Raw genomic sequence first — 21,219 nt, 5'->3', positions numbered from 1 at the left:
GTCGCCTCCTTCACAGGCAATTCAGTTTGAACACCTTCTTCGAACCGTCGAAATAGAACGGAGGATTGCAGTCGGCTTTGGCGCTCGACGAAGCGGATGCCGATGCCGAGACCGTTGCCGTTGCACGCGGCGCCGTCGCGGCGCGTGATGGCGTGATGGGCTGGACGGGAGGGCGCGTGTGCGGGGGCGCTGCACGAACTCCTGAACTCGGAGTCGGGGCGTTGGACGCGTCCTCGGTGTCGATCGGTGCCGGCAGCGCCACGCTCGCCGACGCCGCCATGTTCGGCACGGCATCGAATGCGTCGCGTACCCCAGCCATGTTCCCGGGCGACTCGAGCATCGGGCGATACCGAAGTCCGACCGCCACCCCCATCACGGCGAACGCGAGCGTGAGCACCACCCAGGGCCACGGGCCCGACGAGCGCTGGGCGACCTGCGTGCGCGCGTCGAGAGGCACCGATTCGATCGATCCGTGCGCATTCGGGCTGACCGGATAGGCGCCCGATTGCATGACCACCGGCTCGGCCGTTTTCTGCACGCCCGACTTCGGAGCGGCAGGTTTGGTGGTGCGCAAGCTCTCTTCGTTCGCGGCGAGCGTCTTGTCGCGTCGCTCGAGGTACTCTTTGCCGGTCGTCTTCACCCACTCGGCGATCTCGACGGTCGAGGCTGCCGGCGTCGCCGAGAGAATGGCCCACATCATTTCGGAGGCCGTCGCGAAGCGGTCGCGTGCGTTCACTGCCATCGCGCACGAGACGATGGGGGCGAGCGCCGTCAGCTCTCGGCGCCTCTTCTCGTCGAGGATCGTCCCGCGCTTTTCGATGGCCTCCAGGATCGTCGGCATCGTTCCGTTGACGACCATGTTCACGAACGTGAGCTCGCTTTTGCCGTCGTGGACGCGGTCGTTGACGAGCAACTCCCACATGACGACGCCCGCCGCGTAGACGTCGGCGGTGCGGTCGAAGGGCTGCATCTTCAGCTGCTCGGCGGCCATGTAACCGAGCTTGCCTTTGAAAATGCCCTCGCGCGTGTGATGCGAGCTCGTTCGTGCCTTGGCGATGCCGAAGTCGAGAAGACGAGGAACGCCGTCGACGCTCACCATCACGTTCTGAGGGGAAACGTCGCGATGGATGATCTCGAGCGGGTGATCGTCGTCGTCCTTGGCCTCGTGGGCGGCGTGGAGTCCGGCGAGCACTCCGGTGAGAATGGCTACGGCGATCGAGGTGGGGATTGGCGTCGTGCTCGTGCGCGCGAGCTTCATCAAGTGACTGAGCGGAACGCCGTGGACGTACTCCTGGACGAGGATGAGCTCGCCTTCGACCGTCACCACATCGAGCACCGGCACCACGTTGGCGTGATGCACGCGCGACGCGATGCGGGCTTCGTCGTGGAACATGGCCACGAACTCGGGATCGTCGGCGAGGTGCGAATGCAGGCGTTTGGCTGCAACGAGTCGGTTGAAGCCTTCGGCCCCCACGAGGCGCGCCGTATGGACCGTGGCCATGCCGCCTTGCGCGATCGGCGGATACAGCAAGTAGCGGCCGACGCGTTCGGGCGGCTTGGCGATGGAGAGCTCGCTCGTCCCGGTCTCTCGCTCGGCGGTCGCGCGCATCGATGAAACCCTCGCTCGAAGAAGATTGGTGCGCTTGGGTGAGGTGGACATCCAGGGCAAAGCACGTCCCGGACCACGCGTCTTTCAGAGGCTCCGCTGCGGCTGCGATGGTTCTTTGCGGGGTGGCACCTGCATCATCATGCGGGCAGTCGCCAGCGTGAGCCGGCGTGACGAACTGTGGTCCTCTTCAGGCGTACGTCTTCCGCGCGAAGAGCTCGCGTTCGGGATACATGACGCGATCGACGAAGAGCATGCCGTCGAGGTGGTCGATCTCGTGCTGCAGGCAGCGAGCCTCCATCGCGTCCGCTTCGACGCGCAGGAGTTTGCCGGTGCCCGGCTCGTAGCCCTCCACCACGACCTCGCGTGCGCGCACGACGTTGCCCGTCAAATCGGGGACGCTCAAGCAGCCTTCCCGCATACGTGTGTGACCACGTCGCTCCACGATTTTCGGGTTCACCATCACCACGAGGCCCGCGCAGGACTGCGCTTGGCGATGCCCCGTCACGTCCATGCAGAACACGCGTGAGGGCTCACCGATTTGCGGTGCCGCAAGCCCGATACAAGCCGGTGACACGCGCATCGTCGTGACGAGCAGCTCGGCGAGCGCGACGACGAACCGCGCACACGGATCGAGCTCGACGGAAGCGCCCTGCAAGCGCGGATCGGGATGCGTGAGAACCTTCCCCAGCGAGAGCGCACGGAACGTGTCGCTTCTCGGAGCGCCGGTCGGGGCATCGGTGCGAAGAGTGTGACCGAGGTGAGCGGTGTGAGCCGTGTGACCGTGCGTGCTGCGTTTCGGCATGCGTGAGAGCCTCCTAACGTCGAGGTCAGGAGCACGCATCGCGCCAACGGGAGAGCTTCCTACCCTTTGCGCGCAGTGTGGAGGCCGTACCTCTGTGCGAGTTGATGGAGGTACATGCGGTCCATCTTCGCCTCCCGCGCAGCCTGACTCACGTTGCCGTTGCACCGTTCGAGAAGCGGTCCGAGGTACGCGCGTTCGAACGCGGCGACGGCCTGCTCCTTGGCGACGCGGAACGGAATGCTGTCCTGGGGCTCGCCATCGTTCTTCCGCGAGGAGGGGCCGCCGTAGACGGGCACGGTCCCACTTCGACGCGTGGGCGGAGGAACCTCGTCGAGCACCACGCTGCGCTCCACGTAGTTCTTCAACTCCCGCACGTTTCCAGGCCAGTCGTACTGCTGCATGCCGAGGATGGCTTCGCCTCCGAGCAATCGACTCGAGACGTCGCCGTGGCCGATCATCCCCAGGAAGTTCTTCACGAGCAGCGGGATGTCTTCCAGGCGATCGCGCAGCGGCGGTACGCGCAAGGCGACCTTCGCGAGTCGATAATAGAGATCTTCGCGGAATCGACCGCGGTTCACTTCGCGCTCGAGATCGCGATTCGTGGCCGCAATGACGCGCACGTCGATGCGGCGCATGCGCGTCTGACCAACGCGACGTACTTCGCGAGCCTCGAGCACGCGGAGGAGCTTCGGCTGCAGTTCGAGGGGCAGCTCGCCGATCTCGTCGAGGAAGAGCGTTCCTCCGTCGGCGGCTTCGAATGCACCCTCGCGCTCGCGATCCGCGCCGGTGAAGGCGCCGCGCACGTGTCCGAAGAGCTCGCTTTCGACGAGGGAAGGGGAGATGGAGCCGCAGTCGACGACCACGACGGGCCCGTCGGCGCGGGCACTCCGCGCGACGACCTCGGAGGCGACGAGCTCCTTGCCCGTGCCGCTCTCGCCGTGCACGAGCACGTCGATCTCGCTCGCGGCAACGCGCTCGAGAAGCGCGAAGAGACGCTGCATCGTATCGCTCTGGCCGACCAGGCTTCCGAACGCAGGTGACGACGGAATCCTGCTGATGTGCCCGCGCTTGACCGGCTTCACACGCACCGTCGAATTACCGAGTGACAGGAGGGCTTCGGCGTCGAGCTCGGCCGCGAGGATCTTCACGCCATCGAAGCGCGTGCCGTTCTTCGAGCCGGTGTCGGTGATGCGCCAGGCCTCGCCTTCGCGCGCGATACGGCAGTGGAAGCGCGAAATCGTGGGGTCGTCGAGCACGAGATCGTTCGACGGATGAGAGCCGATCCTGCACACGTCACCGTCGAAGTCGACGGTTTCGCTCGTGGCTTTACCCGCCACGCGCTCGACGACGAAGTGGAGCCGCACGAGCTCCACGGCGCGTCGCCCGTCCTCGAGCGTGCTCATCTGCTTGACGAGTGTGGGCGCGTCCCGCCCGTTGAAGTCGCTGCGAGGCGGCATCGGAAGCAGAGTCTATCGCAGGCAATCCGCGATCTTGCTACGGCTCGGCGCGCGTCTCACGAGAGATGGAGGCATGCCTGGGTCTTCTCCCAGCTCGGAGCACACGCGCCCCGACTTCCTCTACGAAGCGCGGCGTTGGCGGCGCCTCGCGATCGTCACGAGGGCGGCGAGCAGGGCCATCGCCATTGGCGCGACGGCTCCACCGACACTCGTTCCTCGGCTCGGCGTGGTGGCGCATCCGCCGTCGTCCGAGCTGCTGGCCGCGGGAGAGTCCGTGGGGGCTGTGCGCTCGGTCGAGGCTCCGTTGCCGCTGCTTCCGCCCGAGTTCGTGCCGGGATCAGTCCCAGCGTCGCTGCCCGGCACGGGATCGGGATCGCCCGAGTCGGGCGGTAAGGGCGTCGTGGTGGAGCGCGCCTTGAAGAAGTCCCACAGCGTGCGGCTCGCGTCGGGCCCCTTCGGGTCCGAATAGGAGCCGTTGGCAAGGCCGCCAGGCCAGGCGTGGCCGAGGCCGTCGACCACGATCTGTTCGACGACGACGGCGTTGTTCTTCTTCTCGTGATGGAGATATCGCGTGAAGGTGTAGCCGGCCATGCCGGTGTCCGACGTTGGGTCGGCGATCGAGCCGTCACCGAGGACGAGCTCGTTCGTCTTGCGCCACTGCTGGGTGACCTGATCGCCATTGATCGGCGCAACGACACCGTCGGACGTGCCGTTGATGACGAGCGTGGGAACGACGCGCGCGAAGCTGCCCATCGCCGTATGCGCGAGCGTGCCTTGCGTGTCGGGATCGGGGCCGCCCGAGACGGTCGCCGAAAAGCTGCCGGCGTACGATGTCGCCGCCTTGTATTCGAGACCGGCCACGACGCCGATGGCCGCGAAGCGATCGGGATACGTTGCGCCGAGCACCACGCTCATCGCGCCACCCGACGAGATGCCTGCGACATACACGCGATCGGCCGATACGCCGTGCGCGGTAGCGACGGTCTGGGCGATGTCCGCGAGCTCCTTCGGCTCACCGGCGTCACGCGACTGATGCGCCGTCGAATACCACTGCCAGCAGCCGTTCGTGCCCAGCTTGTCTTGCTGGGGATAGGCCACGACGAATCCGTTCGCTTCGGCGACGTCGTCCATTCGCGTGGCCGCCGCGAAGTCCGCGGCGTTCTGCGTGCAGCCGTGCAGCATCAGAACGAGCGACGGCTTCGCGTCCGGTTGCGAAGGAACGAAGACGCGCACGGTGCGGCCGCCAATCGTTTCGTTCGTCGCCGTACCGGCGAAGGCAACGTGTTCGAAGAGGACCGAAGCTGCGCAAAAAACGGCTCCGGCGGCGATTGTCGTGGCGAGATGCTTCATTGGCCTGCGGCTGCTTTCGAGCGGGGCTTCTTCTTCTTGTTCGCCGAACGAGTCGTGGAGGGCGCGGGCGTGGGCGGAGCTTCGGGCACGAGCACCTCCACCGTCGTGGCCGCTTCACCGGCCTGCACCACGCTGCTGGTCTTCACCACGGTGAAATCGCTGTCGCGCGCCGCCCAGAAGGCGCTCATCTGCGGCCACAGCTTTCGCTGCGCGCCTCGCGAGACGACCGCGCCGACGTGACCACCGGGGAGTTTCACGAGCTCTTTGTCGGTCGACGAGATGCGGTCGAGGAGCGTCGAAGCGCTCTGCCAGGGAACGATGTTGTCGTGTTCGAACACGACGCACATGGTCGGGCATTTGATGTTGCCGAGGCGCGCAGGCTTGCCGCCGAGGCTGAAGTTGCCGCGCGCGAGCGCATCGTTGCGATAGAGCTGCTCGATGTATTGCGCGTAGCACTCACCGGGGAACGCGACGTTGTCGTTGCCCCAGGTTTCGAGGGCGAGGAAGCCCTCCACGAACTCGTCCCATGCGCCCGGCTTCTTGGGGTCGTCGACCTTCGCCTTGTCGAGGAGGTGAACGCCCTTCGAGAGATTGAGCGTGGGCCGGAGGAGGTGAAACGCGCTCTGCATCAGCTGCCAGGGCACGTTGCCAAACGCGTTGACCAAGCCGCGCACGTCGAACGTGGGGCTGCGCGTCCACGAATTGAGGAGGCCCTCGCCGTCACCGAAGCTCACGGGGGCGGCGAGGACGAGGAGCGAGGCGATGTGTTCGGGATGCACCGCCGCGTGGATCGTGGCGAGCGTTCCACCGAGGCAGTAGCCGAGCACGTGCGCCTTGCCGCGCGGAGAGTTCTTCGCCACGTGACGGATGGCGCGTCCGAGATAGCGATCGCAGACGTCGTCGAACGTCAGATAGCGATCTTCAGGGCCGGGTGTGCCCCAATCGAGACAGTAGACGTCGTGCCCGGCGTTGACGAGGTCTTCCGCCATGCTCTTGCCGGGCAAGAGATCCATGACGTAGTGCCGGTTGATGAGCGACGGCACGAGCAAGATCGGCGTCTGGTAGCGAGGCCCCGCGTCGCCCGACACGCCTCGTGCCGGGCGATAGCGAAGGAGCCGCCACTTGTTCTCGCGATGCACGACGTCCGCCGGGGTGCTGCCCACCGGCGGCTTCTGCCTCTTCGCGAGCGAGGCGATCTTGACGAGTGCGTTCACGCCCCGCTCCCCTGGCTTGCCGTGCTCGATGCTGCGCCCTTCCCCTGCGTGTCTTCGAACATGCCCTCGAAGATACCGTGGAAATGCTCGTAGACCTTCTTCCGTCGCATCTTCAGCGAGGGCGTGAGGAGCCCCGCTTCGACGGTGAGCGGCTCACCGATGATGCTGAATTTCTTGATGGTCTCGTAGCTGGCGAGGCTCGCGTTGACGTGGTCGATGCGCTTCTGGACGAGGTCGCGTCGCGCGGACTCCTGCTGATCCTTCGGCACGCTAGCGAGTTGCGAGCTCATGGCCTCTTCGTTCAGCCATACGCCGGCGACGAGGTACTTCTTCGCGTCGCCGTAGACCACGACGTGTGCGAAGAGCGGGTCGTCCTGGAAGCGGATCTCGATGTTCGCCGGCGGAACGTTCTTGCCGCCGGCGGTGACGAGGATGTCCTTCTTGCGATCGATGATCTGGAGGAAGCCGTCGTCGGTGAAGCGGCCCACGTCGCCGGTCTTGAACCAGCCGTCCTCGGTGAAGGCTTCGCGCGTGGCTTCGGGATCCTTGTGGTATCCGCCGAACACGCTGGCACCGCGCGCGAGGATCTCGCCGTCGTCCGCGAGGCGAAGCTCGACGGAGGGGAGCGTCTTGCCCACGGTGTCGAAGCGGAACGCGTCCGGGCGATTGAGCGTGAGCGTGGGCGAGGTCTCGGTGAGACCGTAGCCTTCGACGATGAGCACACCGCAGGAGTAGAAGAAGTCCTTCACCTCGCGCTTGAGGCCCGCGCCGCCGGAGAGGCAGAAGCGAAGCTTGCCGCCGGTGGCCGCCTTGAACTTGTCGAGGCGCGCCTGCGGGGTGGGCTCGTGCATCGCCATGAGCGCGAGCTTCTCCCAGTGGGAGGGCACGCTCATGAAGATGTTCGGCGTCACTTCCGGCAGGCGCCCGAGGCAGGTGGCGGGATCGGCGAGGTACGACGTCCAGCCGAGCGTGTTGCCGAGGCACATCTCGCCGAAGCCGAAGATGTGGCTCATGGGGAGCCAGAGGATGTCGACGTCACCCTCTTCGAGGAGCGGGTAGTTGCACTTCAGCCAGTCGAGGCCGTTGACGGCCACGTTGCGGTGCGTGAGCGGAACGCCCTTCGGGTTGCCCGACGTGCCGCTCGTGTAGAGCATCATGCCGGCCTGATCGAGCGAGATGGCGGCCATCGTGCGCTCGAAGGCCTGGGGATCCTCCTGATCCCTCGCGGCGCCGATGCCGCGCGCTTTGCCGATCGAGAGCACTTTGCGCTCGACGGCGTCCAAGCTCGGCACCGGAATGCCCTTCTCGCGTGCCGATTCGTAGACCCTGGCGACGTCGATGCCGTCGTCGAGCACCACGATCTTCTCGACGCCCGGCGTGGAGTTCCACGTCGCGAAGAGGCGCGTGAGGAGCGGCGCGGTGTCGACGAAGATCACCTTCGCATCGCTGTGCGACGCAACATAAGAGAGCTGATCGGGAGTCGACGCGGGGTAAATCGGGACAATCACGCCGCCGGCGGCCTGGATGGCCAGGGCGGCGCTCGCCCACTCGACCCGGTTCGGCGCGTACACGGCGCCGCGATCACCCGACGAGAGAACGGTCGACAGGAAGAGCGCGAGCTCGCGGATCTCCTGAGCGAACGCGCCCCACGTGACGGGGCGCCACTCGTTCGATCCCGGAGCGGTCGGGACCATGAAACGAGCGCGAGTCTTTCTTTCCTCGAGCGCGTCGAAGACGGCTCGGGGAGCGATGCGAAGGTCGAGGAAACGCGAGATGTCCATGACGAGCCCCTTGTCGCCGCGTTCTCTACGCGGCCCCGTTCTGCTGGTGGTTCCGTGCCGCGTCGAGCCGCTCTTCGAGATCGAGCAGTCGGCTTTCGATTTGGTTGAGCGCGTGCAGGGTGCGCTCCTGATCACGCTTGGTGGCGACGCCGAGCGCACCCACCCACTGGGAGAGGGCCTTGTCGTAGGTCGCCTTTGCCTTCATCGCCCCGCCCAGCATGAGTCCGCCGGGCGTGAGGAGAAGCGGGCTCTTCAGCCAGCCCTCGAGGTACTTCGCCGTCGCGTTCTCCCACGCATCGAAGCCCTTCTTCCACGTTTCCCAGATCATGTGTTTCTCCTTCCGCCCCGAAGACGATCAGTTGGACATTCCGAGACGGCGCAATTCGCTCGCCGTCGTGAAGTTCTCTTCCGGTTCGTTCAAGTTGCTGGTCGCGCGCGCGACCTCGCCCAGGCATTCGAAGAGGAAGCTCACCTGGCGCGTCGACGTGGCCTGGCCTGCCGCCGGCTCGATGGTGACCTTGGTCCGGACGCGAAGCGCTTGCGTCAACGTGTAGTCGGGAAGCTCCATCTGTCCCGCGCCGTCCACCGACACCTCGTAGGTGTCTTTGCTCGCGAAGGGCAGGCCGCGGAACGTTCCGCCAGTCACCGAGGCCGTACTCTTCCAGCTCGCGCCCGGCGCGAGGGGAAATTGGTAGACCGTGATGGGCTTGTCGTAGACGTAGATGGTCTGATCCGGCGTGCCTTCTTTCGTCGAGGCGACACCGTGCAGATAGAAGCCGTGCTCGTCGATCGTGTAGACGCTCTCGGTGGTGTCGGCGGCGTCGAGCGGAACGACCACCGCGCCGACGAGCCCGGGGAACGAGGAGGCGAACCACTTGCCTTCGAGAGGCTGCGCCGCGACCTTCACCGCGCCGTCATCGGCGTAGTCGACGGCGAAGTTCCATACGAGCTTCCCGCTGCTGTTCGTCACACCGGCGAGATCGACCTGGCGGGTCTTGCCGGCGGGGGAGACGAGGTACGTCGCCGCGATGCCGATCTGCGGCTGCAGCTCGTTCGAGTCGATCTTGCCGTCGAGGTTCGGGACGCAGGGCAACGCTGCGGTCGCGCCGCCGTCGTAGGCGCCGTGGGTGGGAGGCGGCGTTTCGTTTTCGCTGCACGCGCCGAGCAGTGTGGTCGCGACGGCGAGCGGAACGAGCGACGTGAAACAGAGAGAAGCGAGCTTGGATACGTTCATCGCGTACTCTCAGAAAAGGTAGTTCAAGCGCAGTCGAATGAGCTGCGCCGGTTTGGCGGTGAGGTTGGCGACCGTGTTGTCGAAACCCGAAAGCGGGAAGAGCACGCCGTAGTCGAGTGCCGCGAGGAAGGCGGGCATCTCGAAGATGAGCGAAGGGTCGACCTCGACGCCGAGCGGCGCCTTGCCCGAGGGCGTGGAGCTCGCGTTGACCGCCGAGGACGCGATCACCGCGCCATCCATCGAGAGCTGCGAGCTCTTCGCGCGGAGGAGCCTCACCTGCGCGTGGGGGCGTGCATAGACCGCGTCGGTCACCGTGCCGATGATCTCGCGGAAGAGAATGCGGTCGATGCGGTAGTCCGAATGGAAGCGGAAGTTGTCGATGCGGTTGTCACGCCGCGGAGAGGCTTGCGTGCCGTTGAGGTCACCCGGTTGCGGCGCCGCAAGATTGGGATTTTGCACTGCACCAAATCCGGGCGCCGGATCGCCGCTCGCGTAGCCCGCGTCGAGGCCGCCCGAGAAGACGCCGTCGACGCGGCCGAAGTCACTCTGTAGCGCCGCGCCGATCTGACGGCTCTTGACCGGATCGCGAAGCAGGATGCCGGGCACGAGTGACGGTTGGTCGATCGTCGCCGTGGCAAGAACGCCCTCGGCTTCGATGCGCCCAAAGGGGAGGGTGAGCCTCACCCAGGCGTCGAAGGCGGTGGCCTTGTAGCCGCGAGGCATGATCCCCGTGCCGCCGTTGGCGAACGGATTGATCGGCTGCGCGGTGGCCAGGTAGGCCGACGGGATGTCGTTGCCCTGCCAGCGGTGCGTGACGTACGCGCCGTACTCGGCGGTGGCCTTCCCGGCGAGGCGGCGCCTCGTGCGCGTGGCTTCGTCTCGCCAGTTCATCCACACGAAGGTCGCCGTGCGGACGTCGGTGGAGGGCTCGAAGCCGATCACGCGGTTCTGGTTCGGACGCGGAACGGTGGGCCCGGTCGCGCTGAAGTCGTACGCCGCGGCCCAGACGTGGCCGAGAAGCGGCGTGGCGAACACGATGCGGTCCGACGCATCGCCGCTGTCGCAGTCGAGGCAGTCGCCGCCGTTGGCGACCATGCCGAGGCCCCAGTGCGTGCCCATGCGACCGGCCGCGAGGTAGCCGAAGGGAAGAACGAGCTCACCGAACACGCGTCGCACGCGAACGGCATCGGCCGGCGATCGCTGGCTGAGGCTCGCCGAGGGCACGCCCTCGGGAAGGCTGCCGAGGGTGAGGTTGTCGAGGACGTCGAACCGCGCCTTCACGCCGACCATCGAGCCCGGCGCGTAGATGCGCAGGTCGGTGCGCCAGCGCATGTCCCAATGCGTGAGCGTCTGCGCCGTCGGATCGGACTGAGAGACGGGGAAGATGGGCTGGCCGGAAGGCGTCAGCCCGCGATCGAGATCGAGGTTGTAGAGCGCTTCGCCGCGCGTGCGGAAGTAGCCGGAGACGTCGACTTCGGTACGCTCGCGCGGAACGTAATCCTGACCGCGCTCGTCGAAGCCCGTTGCGCTTGCGTGCGGCGCAGCAGCCGACGCGGCCATGAATGCTGCAGCGCAAAAGAACGCGCTCGTGCGCGCCCGCTTGGCGGTTTTCACGGGTTCGCCTCGGCGAGGAATCGGAGGAGATCGCGGTTCGAAGCGTTGCGCGCCTCGATCATGGGGAAGTGGCCGCAGCGCGGGTACACGATGAGCTTCGCGTTCGGCAACTCCGTCGAGAGACGCTCGCCGTAGCGAATCGGCGTCACCACGTCTTCGCGTCCCCAGAGAAGCAGCATGGGCTTGTCGATCGTGCGGTAGCGCGATTCGATCTCCGAGTAGCGTTGGCCGCGCACGGCGGCGAGGGCGGCGGCCACGGTTCCCGGCCTGTCGAGCGCCGCGTTGATGTCTTCGACGAGCGGCTCGGTCACGAACTTGCGGTCGTAGAACGCGAGGCCGATGCGCTCGTCGGTGCGCTCCTTGTAGTAGAGCCCGAAGAGGATCTCGCCGACGGTGTCGGTGCGGGCCCAGTGGAAGAAGGCGGGGAGCTGCTCCTCGTAGACCCACGCGTCGTAGAGGGCGATCTTCTGCACGCGCTCGGGCGCTTGGAGCGCCGTGGCGAGCACCACCGAGCTGCCCCACGAGTGGGCGACGAACATCGCCTTCGACACTTTGCGCTGATCGAGCAGGTGCAGAATCAGGCTCGCTTGCGCGTCGGGCGAGTAGTCACCGGCGGGGCGATCGGTCCAGCCGAAGCCCTTCAGGTCCATCGCGATGACGCGATAGTGCTTCGCGAGCGCCGGCAGCACGGTGCCCCACGCATCGAGCGCCGAGGCGAAGCCGTGCACGAGGACGACGGTGGGCTTCTCCGCCTGAGCCGACGGCGCAGCGGCTTCTTGTGCCTCGGCGGGGATCGAAGCCGGGGCCGCCGCTTCCGTCTCCGCCGTATCGATGTAGCGAACACGCACGCCGTCGACGTTGGCGAAATGTGCGTTCGAAGGCTCCCCCGGCATGGCCCCCTGATGGAAGGAGAGGCAACCCGTAACGAGCGGCGCCGCAGCCACGAGCGACAGGAGCCACCGCTTCACGGAGAGAGCCTCCGGATCTCGGCGGTGCTCGAGAATTCCTCGTCCGACTCGTTGTCCTTCGAGCTGATGACGGCGATCGTGCCGTAGCACTCCGTCACGAAGGAGTGCGTGCGGATGACCGTCTTGACGAAGCCGACGGTGCGCGTGAGGACTGTGTTCACGCGCAAGACCTGGAAGGAGCCGAGCGGAGTCTTCAGCGTGCCCTTGGCATCGACCTTCGACTCGTAGTGCTCCGTGTACGTGGTGAAGGGAACGCCCGTATAGGTTCCCGAGACGGTGGTGTCCGTCGACCACGTGGCGTCCGCCTTGAGCGGGTAGTTGATCACCTCGACCGGCGGCTTGTTGGTGAGCTCGGTCTTGCTCAACGTGTCGTTCGTCGGCGAGACGACACCGCGGAGGAGGAGGGAGGCGTTGGCCGTCTCGAAGACGCCGATGAGCGTCGAGCTCTCGGAGAGCTTCGAGGCGTAGGTCGCATTCGGGAAATCGCCGGCGTACCACTTGCCCGCGAGGGGCTGCGTCTCGACGATGACGCTCGTGTCGCTCGGGAACGAGGTGGAGAGATCCCAGAGCACGGTGCCATCGGGCTGGGGCGTTCCCGCGGTGGCGAAGCTCTCGTTGATGGCCACCCGGTAGGTCGCGTGGAGGCCGGCCGCGAGCGGGACTTCCTCTCGCGTGATGATGCCGTCCTTGTTCGGCACGCAGCCGTCGACGACCGCGTTCGAATCCGTTCCGGCATCCGTCACGGAGTTGCTCGAGTCGGCGGCCGCATCGGTCGATTCGGTGGTCGACGAATTCGCCGGAGCATTCGGATCCACGCGAACGCACATACCGTCGGCGGAGCAGGCGCCCGAGGCGCAGTCGGCGCCGACGTTGCATTCACGGTCTTCGGAGCTCCCGCAGGCGACGAACGCGCCCACGGCACCCGCCAGAAGGAAGAGAGACACGGCGCGCGCACGACCGAGAGCGGCCAATTTGCGCGGTGCACGAAGAATCTCGAGTGCGGCGTGACGAGAAGACGAACGCACGGCGATCACCTCGACGAGTCAGGAGGTTTGAGGTCCGAGGATGGAGGCGCGGACGCCATCTGCCTTGGCACCGGAAGTGGGTCCGAGCAAGAAGACGCGCGCGAGATTTTCGACTGTCGGCGAACGCTTGGCGTCCGCTCCCGGCAACGAGGCAAGCTCTGGCGCAGGGGCGCCAACGAGGTGAGCGGGTGGATCGAACGCGATCGTCACGGGCGCGTGGCGCACGACGAGGGCATGTGACACGAACCCGTGACACAGGTCGCGTTCCACCGCCTTCTTCCGTGAGACCCTCGAGGCTCGCATGACTGTTGTTGCCACGAACTCCTCACCAGCTTTTCGTTGTGTGCCGCACAACGGGGGCGGGGAGACCTACGTCGCAGATCCAGGGGCGTCAAGGTTGAATGTTGCATCGCACAATCCCTACGGTTCGGCGAATGCTCGTCGTAAAAAAGTATCCGAACCGTCGGCTCTACGACACGACGCTCAGCCGGTACATCACGCTCGAAGACCTCGCAGAGCGGATTAAAGGCGGTGCGGACGTTCGGGTCCTGGACGCGCATACGAACGCGGACCTCACCCAGACGACCCTCACGCAGATCATTTTGGAGAGCCGTGGGGCGGCGCGTCTCCTTCCCGTCCCACTTCTGGTCCGCCTCATTCGGTTGGGCGACGAGGCGCTGGCGGAGTTCTTCGGACGCTACGTCTCGTGGGCGTTGGAGCTCTATGTCCAGGCCCGCCAGGGCGCTCGCGCGCTCATGCCCCTGAACCCGCTGGCGACTGCGCCGTTCGCGGCGACCGACGCCCTGGCGCGCCTCGTCCTCGGCGCGGCGCAGTGGGGAAATCCCGGCGCTCCGCCTTCTCCCATCCCGCCAATGCCGGTGCCGGAAGCGGCTGATTCCGTTCCGCCGCCGCCGCCTTCGGATCTCGATGCTTCGGAGACTGGCGCGGGGGCTTCCTCTGCATCAGAAGAAGAGGAAGAGACGGGTCACGTCGCCGAAGGCGTAGAAGCCGAAATGCTGCGCCTGCGTCGTGAGATCGAAGCCCTGAAACGATCGATGGGGGCACCGCCCGTTCCCGCGCGCCGCTCGCCGAAGAAGACCACCGCGAAAACCCCTAAGAAACGCTGAGATCCCTTGAGCGCCGAACAGCTCGGTGCTCCCGCCCGCAGTATTTGACGCAGTCGAATCCATTTGTGCGGTGCATCAAATGGGGTTGACGTTGGACATGGGATCCTTAGGATTGGGGCGCGCGATGTTGCGCCGCAACATGAAGGTGACTCCCATGTCGTTCAATCCGTTTGCGCAGGTCGGTAAGGTTTTCGAGACGTGGCAGAAGCTCGCGGACGATTCGGTCCAGCGTACCGCGTCGTTCTACGCCGAGATCGAGAAGGCCGAGGCGAAGAACGTGGAGCGTGCGGAGAGCGCGGTTCACGAGTTCGTGAAGCTCACCAAGGAGAGCCTCGCGTACAGCACGCAGCTCGGCGCCGAGTGGCGCAAGCTTTCGCTCGAGTCGCTTCAGAGCGCCACGCAGGCGTTCTCGAAGGCTGGTGAGGCTTCTCGCTGATCTTCGACATGCTGAAGCCGCGCGTCGCCCCGACTCCGAGAGACACGGTCTTTCGTGACGGGAAGAGCAGCGTCTACCGGTTTCGCCCCGCCGAAGGGCAGGGGCGTAATCCGGGACGCACGCACGTCCCCGTGCTGCTCGTTCCGTCGATGATCAACCGTTGGTACATCTTCGACCTGCGTGAAGGCGCAAGCCTCGTCGCGGGTCTCACGCACGATGCTCCCTGGGATACGTACTGTTTCGACTGGGGGTTACCGGCGACGAAGATCGCTACCTGACGTGGGACGACGTCGTGGCCAAGCTGGAGCGCGCCGTGCGCTTCGTCTTGCGCTCGACGGGTGCCTCTTCGCTCGCGTTCGTGGGTTACTCCATGGGCGCCACGCTGAGCGGAATTCATGCTGCACTGCACCCAGAGACGGCAGCCGCCCTCGTGAATCTCGCGGGGCCCTTCGATTTCGATCTGGCAGGAGGGCTCCGCTTGCTGGCGGATCGCCGGTGGTTCAACACCGACGCGATCACGTCCGCCGGCAACGTTTCGCAAGCGCAGATCCAGAGTGGGATCCTGGCGCTGTCACCCACCGAGCCGGTCGGCAAGTGGGTGAGGATCGCCGAGCAATGGCATGACCCCAGCGCACGCGCAGGGTTCGCCGCGCTCGAGAAGTGGGCCGCGGAGGACGTGTCGTTTCCCGCTGCGGCCTACGGCACGTACGTCAAAGAGCTCTATCAGCAGAACCAGCTGATTCGCGGCGAACACCGCGTGCGCGGAAAGGTCGTCGACCTCTCGCGCATCACGTGTCCGGTTCTCACGATCGCCGCCGATCGCGACGTCGTGTGTCCGCGCAATGCCGCCATCGCGCTCAACGCAGCGGTGCGCTCGAACGTGAAGGACATCCTCGACGTTCCCGGCGGACACGTCGGCGCCGTCGTCGGGACGCAAGCGGCGCGCACGCTCTATCCGCCGCTCAAGTCGTGGCTCACGCAGTACGCCAAGATCGCGTCTGGTCTAGGGGGAACCTCCGGTTCCCCTCAAAACCTTCGGTTTTGAGCCTCCCCTCCGGCGGAGGCGGTCCGCCTTCGGCGCTCGCGCTGCGCGCGATAGGGACCGCCTCCTTGTCTCTCCTCTCGTCAGCCCTCGGCCGATGAAGAGGCGTGACAACTCGAGATAGAGGTCAATTCGATACTCTCGTCATTGCCGGGAGAGTCGAGGTTCTACCGCTCACGCCTCTCAAAGACTCCCGCCCTCCCTGTGAAAATTCTCGCTTCTCGAACGGCATTGCCTCTCGAGCGGCGTGGACGCGAGGGATTCGCAGTTCTCACTTCCGGATTCGTACTCGAGGTCGCACGTCGACTCTCGGGCACGGGACTTTTTCGCCTTGAAGCTCGGCCTGTAACAGCAAGGACGCTACTCCTCATGAAACTCGACTCCCTCAAGATCATCGTCACGGGCGGCGCCTCCGGCATGGGCGCGCACTTTGCGAAGCGTCTCCACGAAGCCGGCGCCAAGGTTGCCGTCGGTGACGTCAATGAAGCCCTCATGAGCGAGCTCCCCGCGGGCATCGCGCGTCGCAAGCTCGATGTCTCGCGCGAAGACGACGTGGTGTCGTTCGTCGACTGGGCGAACAAGGAGCTCGGCGGCCTCAACGGCCTCATCAACAACGCCGGTATCATCCGCGACGGCCTGCTCGTGAAGCAGGATCGCGAGACCAAGGCGATCAAGAAGTTCTCGACCGAGGACTGGAACGCCGTCCTCGGGATCAACCTCACCGGCGCCACGCTCATGGTGCGTGAGGTCGTGGCGAAGATGGTCGAGACCGGCTCGAAGCCCGGCGTCATCGTCAACATGTCGTCGATCTCGCGTCACGGCAACCGTGGCCAGTCGAACTACGTCGCCGCGAAGGCTGCGCTCGCCGCCAACACGCTCACCTGGGCTCGTGAGTTTGCCAACTACGGCATCCGCGTCACCGGCATCGCGCCCGGCATGATCGAGACGCCGATGACCCGCGGCATGAACCAGAAGGCGCGCGACGCCGTCGTGGCGCAGATCCCCGTCGGCCGCATCGGCGACCCCGAGGACATCTGGGTGGCGGTGAAGTTCGCGCTGGAGTGCGACTACTTCAACTCGCGCACGATCGACGTCGACGGCGGCCTCTCGTTCTGAAATGACCCGTCATTAGGGAGGGGAGGGGCTCCGATGCCGAGGATCCACGCATCGAGCCCGGTTCCCTGACCTAGGCGAGCTCACCGCACGAAATTCGAACGGCCCCGCGCATTTTGTATGCGACGGAAGACGGGCGCACTTGTCGAAAGGGAGGAAAGGCGCGTTTTCCGCGTCCATCGACAAGGAGAGACCGTGGCAACCACGAAGAAGTCCGCCGGCGCGACCAAGAAGGCGCCTTCGCTCGCCGCTACACTCGAACGTCTCGTAGAGCTCACCAGTGGAAAAAAGCGGCCTGCGACGCGCGCCGAGCTCGATGCCGTCGCGGTCGCGCTGGGCGGGGTGCCGGCCGATCTGCGCGCCCTTTACGGAGTTGCCGGCAATCTCGGCTCTGTCATCCAAGGCACCGCCCTCGAGTGGCTCGACGTCGGCGATGCGGTGACGTCCTGCCGGCAGAATCGGGAGTTCGGCGTCCCGGAGAGCCTCTTCCCGATCGCGACCGATGGTGCGGGGAACTTCTCGTGTTTCGATCGCGATAGCGGGAGGATCTTGGATTGGGATCACGAGGCGCGGGCGACGCGCGCACTTGCGCCGACGCTCTCGGCGTATCTCGAGAAGAGCGTCGTTCGCGAGCTCGGGAAGGCGCAGACGCAGAAGCGGGCGCTCGAGAAGGAACGTGGCCAGGGGCTGTCCTTCGGCACGAGGCCGTCTTTGCCTTCGAAGCTCGTGCCGCTCGCGAAGGCCACGGGCGCCCGTCTCGCGGGTGACTGCGTGTGCCTCCTCGAGGAAGGGCGGATCGCGGTGGGCAACAACAATCGGGCCTCCATCGTCGACCTCGAGACGCTGGCAGAGAAAGCGGAAATTCCGGGCGGCGCCTACGACATGGCGTTCGAATCCGCGAGCCGTCGTATCGTGCGCGCGAACTTCGGGCAGATGTCACTCGCCGACGGCGTGTCCGGGAAGCTCCTTGCACGCTTCCAGGCGAAGAACATCGGTCACTGGGCCGCCATCCTCCTGGCCGCCGGGGGCTCCTTGGCGATCACGTACTCGACGACTCCCAAGGTCGAGTTTTGGGACCTCGCGAGCGGCAAGGGCATCCCTCGCCATGAGAAGGGCGATTGGGCTCCCTCGTACGACCTCCCCGAAGGAAAGCCCGTCGCGACTCTCGCGGCACACAAGGCGTGGGTCCGCTCGGCGCGCGTCAGTCCCGACGGGACCATGCTCGTCTCGGGCGACGACGAAGGGAAGCTCTGTTTGGCCCGGATCGCGGATCGTTCGCTCGTGTGGTCCACGTCGTTTCGTGAGCCGATCAAGGCGGTCGACTTCGCCGCCGATGGGCGGTCGATCTTCGTGGGGCTCGAGTCCGGCAAGGTGCATGTCCTCGACGTCGGCGGCAAGAAGCTGCGGACGTTTCGCGTCGCCGAGGAGATCATCGGTCTTCGCGTGCTCGACGACGGCCTCCTCCTCGTCCTCCTCTGGACAACGCTCACCGTCTGCGATCCCATGACGGGCAAGGTCATGGCCCAGGCGCCGACAGGGAAGAACGCTCACATGTCGCGCATCGCCGACGTACGCGGCGACGTCGTCGTCCTCTCCCGCCCGACCGCCTTCTTCCGCATCGTCTGATCCGACAACACGGAGGCGTATCTTGTACATCCTTCGATCGACCGTCGCGAACCCGAAGCCTTCCGTCCGAACGCTCGTCGCGAGCCTGAAGAAGCTCGTACCCGGTGTCGATTTCGATCCGGTCAAGATGGATGCCGAGGACCGAATGCAGTTCCTGCTCCAGGCGATCGAGGAGGACCGCTCGGGGGAGCTCGCGGCGCGCGTGAAGAAGCTTCACGCTGGCGACGTCGAAGACGCTTCGGACAAGGTCGTGCGGACAATCATCCGCGAGCGCTGGGGCGAGGAGCTCGTCTACTTCGATCTCACCGTCGACCAGATCAGGGGGTCGCTGAAAGCGATCCTCTCGTTCGTGGTGGAGAACGAGCTCCGTCTGTTCAACGACCTTACGGGAGTGGACGAGCCGCTCCCGCGCACGTCAGCGAAGGCATCGAGCCGCCGACGGAGCTGAGCCGCGGCGTTTCATTCGCTCGTCGTTTCTCGATGGAGGGAGGCGTGTCCGCGCAGCCCGCGCTCGGACAGCGCCTCCGTCCGGTTCTTCGTCACGGCTGCGCGTAGTAGTCCCAACGGCTAGTGCCGACGGTCGCATCGCACGTGTCCTTCGTGACCACGAGAGCAGCCTTGCACGTGTCGACCAATGCAAGTGTCGACCAAGCCAAAGACTGACTCGTGGACGCGACCTTCGAAAAGCTGGCGTTGCATCGCGGTGCCGGAATGTCGAAGCTCGATGGCGTCGGTGCGAATCCGGTGCTGCTCCACCGATAGACGTCCCACCGTGAAGCTCCGACGGTCACGTCGCATGCATCCGACGTGACCACGAGGTCCGGCTGCTTTTTGCCGGTGAGCGCCATGGTCGTCCACGAGAGGCTGCCCGCGCTCTCGGCAACGGCTCCGAAGGCTTTGTTGCAGCGTGGGGCCGGGATCGAGAACGTCGAAGGGCGCACCGCAAATCCGCTCGCGCTCCAGGCGTGGACGTCCCATCGGCTGGTTCCCACGTCCTTGTCGCAATCATCGTAGGTGACGACGAGATCGGCGTGGCCGTCACCCGTGAGATCCTGAACCACCCAGCGGAGTGGGTCGGCGCCGGCGAGAGCATCGAAGTTTTTCTGGCAACGCGGAGGAGGCACGGTGAACGTCGACGGAGTCTTGGCGAACCCTGCGCTCGTCCACGCGTAGACGTCCCAGCGGCTCGTGCCGACGTCTCCGTCGCAGCTGTCCTGCGTGACGATCAGGTCCGGGTGGCGGTCTCCCGTGATATCGGTCGTTGCCCACCGCACGGACTGCGTTCCCACGAACGCGTCGAAGGTGGTGTTGCAGCGCCCCGCGGGAATCTCGAATTGCGTGGGCACCATTGCGAACCCTGCGCTGCTCCACGGGTAGACGTCCCAGTACTTCCTCCCGACGTCCGCGTTGCAATCGTCCTCGGTGACGACGAGGTCGAGGTTCCCGTCTCCCGTGAGGTCGACCGTGGCCCAGCGCAGCGACGAGCGGTCAGCAGCGACCGCGTCGAAAGGCTGCTTGCACCGCGATGCAGGGATGGCGAAGGGGACGGGGCTGCTCGGGAATCCGCTCACGCTCCAGCGATAGACGTCCCAGCGCGTGGCTCCGACGTCGGCATCGCACGCATCGTGGGTCACGACGAGGTCAGGATGTTCTCCGCTCGTGAGGTCGAGCATCGACCATCCGAGTGCTCCCGTTCCCGCTGGAGCGTTGAAGGGCGATTGGCAGCGCGTGGCAGGGATCGAGAACGCCCTTGGTTTCGCCGAGAATCCCGGCCCGAGCGCCGCCGTACATTGCGTGCCGTCGGTGCCGCCCGGTCCGTCGCCGGGCCCGACGGAGTCGCTGCCTCCGTCGCTACCTTGGGGGTCCGCCGGTGCTCCTGGGGTCCCGTTTCCAGTGTTTCCAGTGCTCGACGAGCATGCCGTCACGAGAAAGGATGCGGCGGTGAAGGCGAAGACGGTTGTCGTGAGAAGGTGCATTGGACGGAGGCTGTTCGGCTGGTTCATGGCGCGCCTCTCAGTTGCACTTGAAGTGACCGTTGGGGGCCGCACTGCAGAAGATGCATTTCAGGGTGTACGCAGAGCCATCCGATTTTCGTGTGCCGATCAGCGAAGTGCCTTGGCACCCGCAAGTCGTGAGCTCCAAGCCGAGCGGCTTGCCGTTCAACGAGACCGAGTAACCTCCCGTCACCGGAGCGCAGTCGACGTTCGCGGCGACACACGCCCCGCCCTGACACATCTGCGAGATGGCGGGCGGAGGACCGCTGCATAGCGCCCCGTCCGGCTTGGTTACCTGGGCGCACTTTCCCGCGTTGCAGACGGCTTGCGCGCAAGCCGGCATTCCACCGCCTGTGCAATTGATGTTGCAGGTACCGCAGTGCAGGGGGTCCGCTTGGAGGTCGACGCACTCGCCGTTGCACACGGAGTCACCGGCGTGGGGACAGACTTCTTTGCATTGGCCCTTGTCGCAGGTGGCCGTCGCGTTCGATGCCGTTGCCTTGCAAACGAAGCCACAGCTTCCGCAATTGTTGGGATCGCTATCGAGATCGAAGCAGCCCTTCGGGCATGTCGTACACCCGCCCGGCGACGTCACGTGGTCGGTCGACGCGTCTTGCCCGGATGGCGTTCCGTCGCTTCCGTCGGTTTCGCCGGTTTCGTCGCCGCGCGGTCCATCCTCTTCGCCCGTTGCGTTTCCGTCGGTGCCGCCGTCCCCGGTGGCGGCGATTTCCGGGCTCGAGGGCATGGAGCCTGAGCTGCATGCAGCAACCGTGAGGGCGGCGAGCGCGACAACGAATCCCCCGCGTCCCAACGAAAGTAGAACGGAT

20 protein-coding genes are annotated in these 21,219 nt (G+C 65.8%); 7 read left to right on the top strand and 13 right to left on the bottom strand.

All coding sequences use genetic code 11. The features are described 5' to 3' along the window. Window positions 1-10: 10 nt before the first annotated feature. From AKJ09_RS08470 to AKJ09_RS52795, 11 genes are all read right to left on the bottom strand, one after another. Window positions 11-1,609: a serine/threonine protein kinase gene (locus AKJ09_RS08470; RefSeq protein ID WP_169927384.1), complete on the bottom strand. Its 1,599-nt coding sequence runs from the start codon at window positions 1,607-1,609 to the stop codon at window positions 11-13. A gap of 187 nt (window positions 1,610-1,796) precedes the next feature. Next, window positions 1,797-2,411 (bottom strand): peptide deformylase, encoded by a 615-nt coding sequence (gene def, locus AKJ09_RS08465; RefSeq protein WP_169927383.1) that lies wholly within the window; start codon window positions 2,409-2,411, stop codon window positions 1,797-1,799. A 59-nt stretch (window positions 2,412-2,470) separates the two neighbouring features. Beyond that, window positions 2,471-3,868, bottom strand: a complete 1,398-nt coding sequence (locus AKJ09_RS08460; RefSeq protein WP_146646680.1) for a sigma 54-interacting transcriptional regulator — start codon at window positions 3,866-3,868, stop codon at window positions 2,471-2,473. Window positions 3,869-3,988: 120 nt separating this feature from the next. After that, on the bottom strand, window positions 3,989-5,218 hold the full coding sequence (locus AKJ09_RS08455) for an extracellular catalytic domain type 1 short-chain-length polyhydroxyalkanoate depolymerase (protein ID WP_146646679.1): 1,230 nt from the start codon (window positions 5,216-5,218) through the stop codon (window positions 3,989-3,991). Continuing rightward, window positions 5,215-6,432: a PHA/PHB synthase family protein gene (locus tag AKJ09_RS08450; protein ID WP_169927382.1), complete on the bottom strand. Its 1,218-nt coding sequence runs from the start codon at window positions 6,430-6,432 to the stop codon at window positions 5,215-5,217. The genes AKJ09_RS08455 and AKJ09_RS08450 overlap by 4 nt, the downstream gene beginning before the upstream one ends. After that, complete coding sequence (locus tag AKJ09_RS08445; RefSeq protein ID WP_146646677.1) at window positions 6,429-8,213, bottom strand: AMP-dependent synthetase/ligase; 1,785 nt, start codon at window positions 8,211-8,213, stop codon at window positions 6,429-6,431. The genes AKJ09_RS08450 and AKJ09_RS08445 overlap by 4 nt, the downstream gene beginning before the upstream one ends. A 25-nt stretch (window positions 8,214-8,238) precedes the next feature. Beyond that, window positions 8,239-8,541, bottom strand: coding sequence for a hypothetical protein (locus AKJ09_RS08440; RefSeq protein WP_146646676.1), 303 nt, complete (start codon window positions 8,539-8,541; stop codon window positions 8,239-8,241). 27 nt (window positions 8,542-8,568) lie between these two features. Further along, on the bottom strand, window positions 8,569-9,447 hold the full coding sequence (locus AKJ09_RS08435; protein ID WP_146646675.1) for a hypothetical protein: 879 nt from the start codon (window positions 9,445-9,447) through the stop codon (window positions 8,569-8,571). A gap of 9 nt (window positions 9,448-9,456) precedes the next feature. After that, window positions 9,457-11,061 carry a TIGR04551 family protein gene (locus tag AKJ09_RS08430; protein ID WP_146646674.1) on the bottom strand — a complete coding sequence of 535 codons (1,605 nt, stop codon included), beginning with the start codon at window positions 11,059-11,061 and terminating at the stop codon, window positions 9,457-9,459. Further along, entirely contained in the window at window positions 11,058-12,029 is a 972-nt protein-coding gene (locus AKJ09_RS52800) for an alpha/beta fold hydrolase (RefSeq protein ID WP_169927381.1), read from the bottom strand. Before AKJ09_RS52800 ends, AKJ09_RS08430 begins: the two co-directional genes overlap by 4 nt. Next, window positions 12,026-13,054: a hypothetical protein gene (locus AKJ09_RS52795; RefSeq protein WP_169927380.1), complete on the bottom strand. Its 1,029-nt coding sequence runs from the start codon at window positions 13,052-13,054 to the stop codon at window positions 12,026-12,028. The genes AKJ09_RS52800 and AKJ09_RS52795 overlap by 4 nt, the downstream gene beginning before the upstream one ends. Before the next feature lie 434 nt (window positions 13,055-13,488). On the opposite strand from AKJ09_RS52795, the gene AKJ09_RS08420 reads away from it, so the two are divergent. The 7 genes from AKJ09_RS08420 (at window position 13,489) to AKJ09_RS08390 (ending at window position 18,846) form a co-directional block, all read left to right on the top strand. Further along, complete coding sequence (locus AKJ09_RS08420) at window positions 13,489-14,181, top strand: polyhydroxyalkanoate synthesis regulator DNA-binding domain-containing protein (RefSeq protein WP_169927379.1); 693 nt, start codon at window positions 13,489-13,491, stop codon at window positions 14,179-14,181. 124 nt (window positions 14,182-14,305) lie between these two features. Next, window positions 14,306-14,617 carry a hypothetical protein gene (locus tag AKJ09_RS08415; RefSeq protein WP_146646671.1) on the top strand — a complete coding sequence of 104 codons (312 nt, stop codon included), beginning with the start codon at window positions 14,306-14,308 and terminating at the stop codon, window positions 14,615-14,617. Between the two features lie 8 nt (window positions 14,618-14,625). Continuing rightward, entirely contained in the window at window positions 14,626-14,895 is a 270-nt protein-coding gene (locus AKJ09_RS08410) for a hypothetical protein (RefSeq protein WP_146646670.1), read from the top strand. 14 nt (window positions 14,896-14,909) lie between these two features. Next, complete coding sequence (locus AKJ09_RS08405; RefSeq protein WP_169927378.1) at window positions 14,910-15,662, top strand: alpha/beta fold hydrolase; 753 nt, start codon at window positions 14,910-14,912, stop codon at window positions 15,660-15,662. Window positions 15,663-16,028: 366 nt separating this feature from the next. Beyond that, window positions 16,029-16,775, top strand: coding sequence for an SDR family oxidoreductase (locus tag AKJ09_RS08400; RefSeq protein ID WP_146646668.1), 747 nt, complete (start codon window positions 16,029-16,031; stop codon window positions 16,773-16,775). A 192-nt stretch (window positions 16,776-16,967) separates the two neighbouring features. After that, on the top strand, window positions 16,968-18,398 hold the full coding sequence (locus AKJ09_RS08395; protein ID WP_169927377.1) for an SMI1/KNR4 family protein: 1,431 nt from the start codon (window positions 16,968-16,970) through the stop codon (window positions 18,396-18,398). A gap of 22 nt (window positions 18,399-18,420) precedes the next feature. After that, the gene (locus tag AKJ09_RS08390) at window positions 18,421-18,846 is read left to right on the top strand and encodes a hypothetical protein (protein WP_146646666.1); all 426 of its coding nucleotides are present in this window, start codon (window positions 18,421-18,423) and stop codon (window positions 18,844-18,846) included. Window positions 18,847-18,937: 91 nt separating this feature from the next. Here the strand turns inward: AKJ09_RS08390 and AKJ09_RS08385 are convergent, their stop codons facing one another. After that, on the bottom strand, window positions 18,938-20,401 hold the full coding sequence (locus AKJ09_RS08385; protein ID WP_146646665.1) for an FG-GAP repeat domain-containing protein: 1,464 nt from the start codon (window positions 20,399-20,401) through the stop codon (window positions 18,938-18,940). A gap of 10 nt (window positions 20,402-20,411) precedes the next feature. Beyond that, window positions 20,412-21,137, bottom strand: a complete 726-nt coding sequence (locus tag AKJ09_RS08380; protein WP_146646664.1) for a hypothetical protein — start codon at window positions 21,135-21,137, stop codon at window positions 20,412-20,414. Window positions 21,138-21,219: the final 82 nt, after the last annotated feature.

Source organism: Labilithrix luteola (assembly GCF_001263205.1).
GTDB classification, from domain to species: domain Bacteria; phylum Myxococcota_A; class Polyangia; order Polyangiales; family Polyangiaceae; genus Labilithrix; species Labilithrix luteola.
The sequence above is the reverse complement of the archived record's forward strand: the minus strand, read 5'-3'. Positions and strand labels throughout refer to the sequence as shown.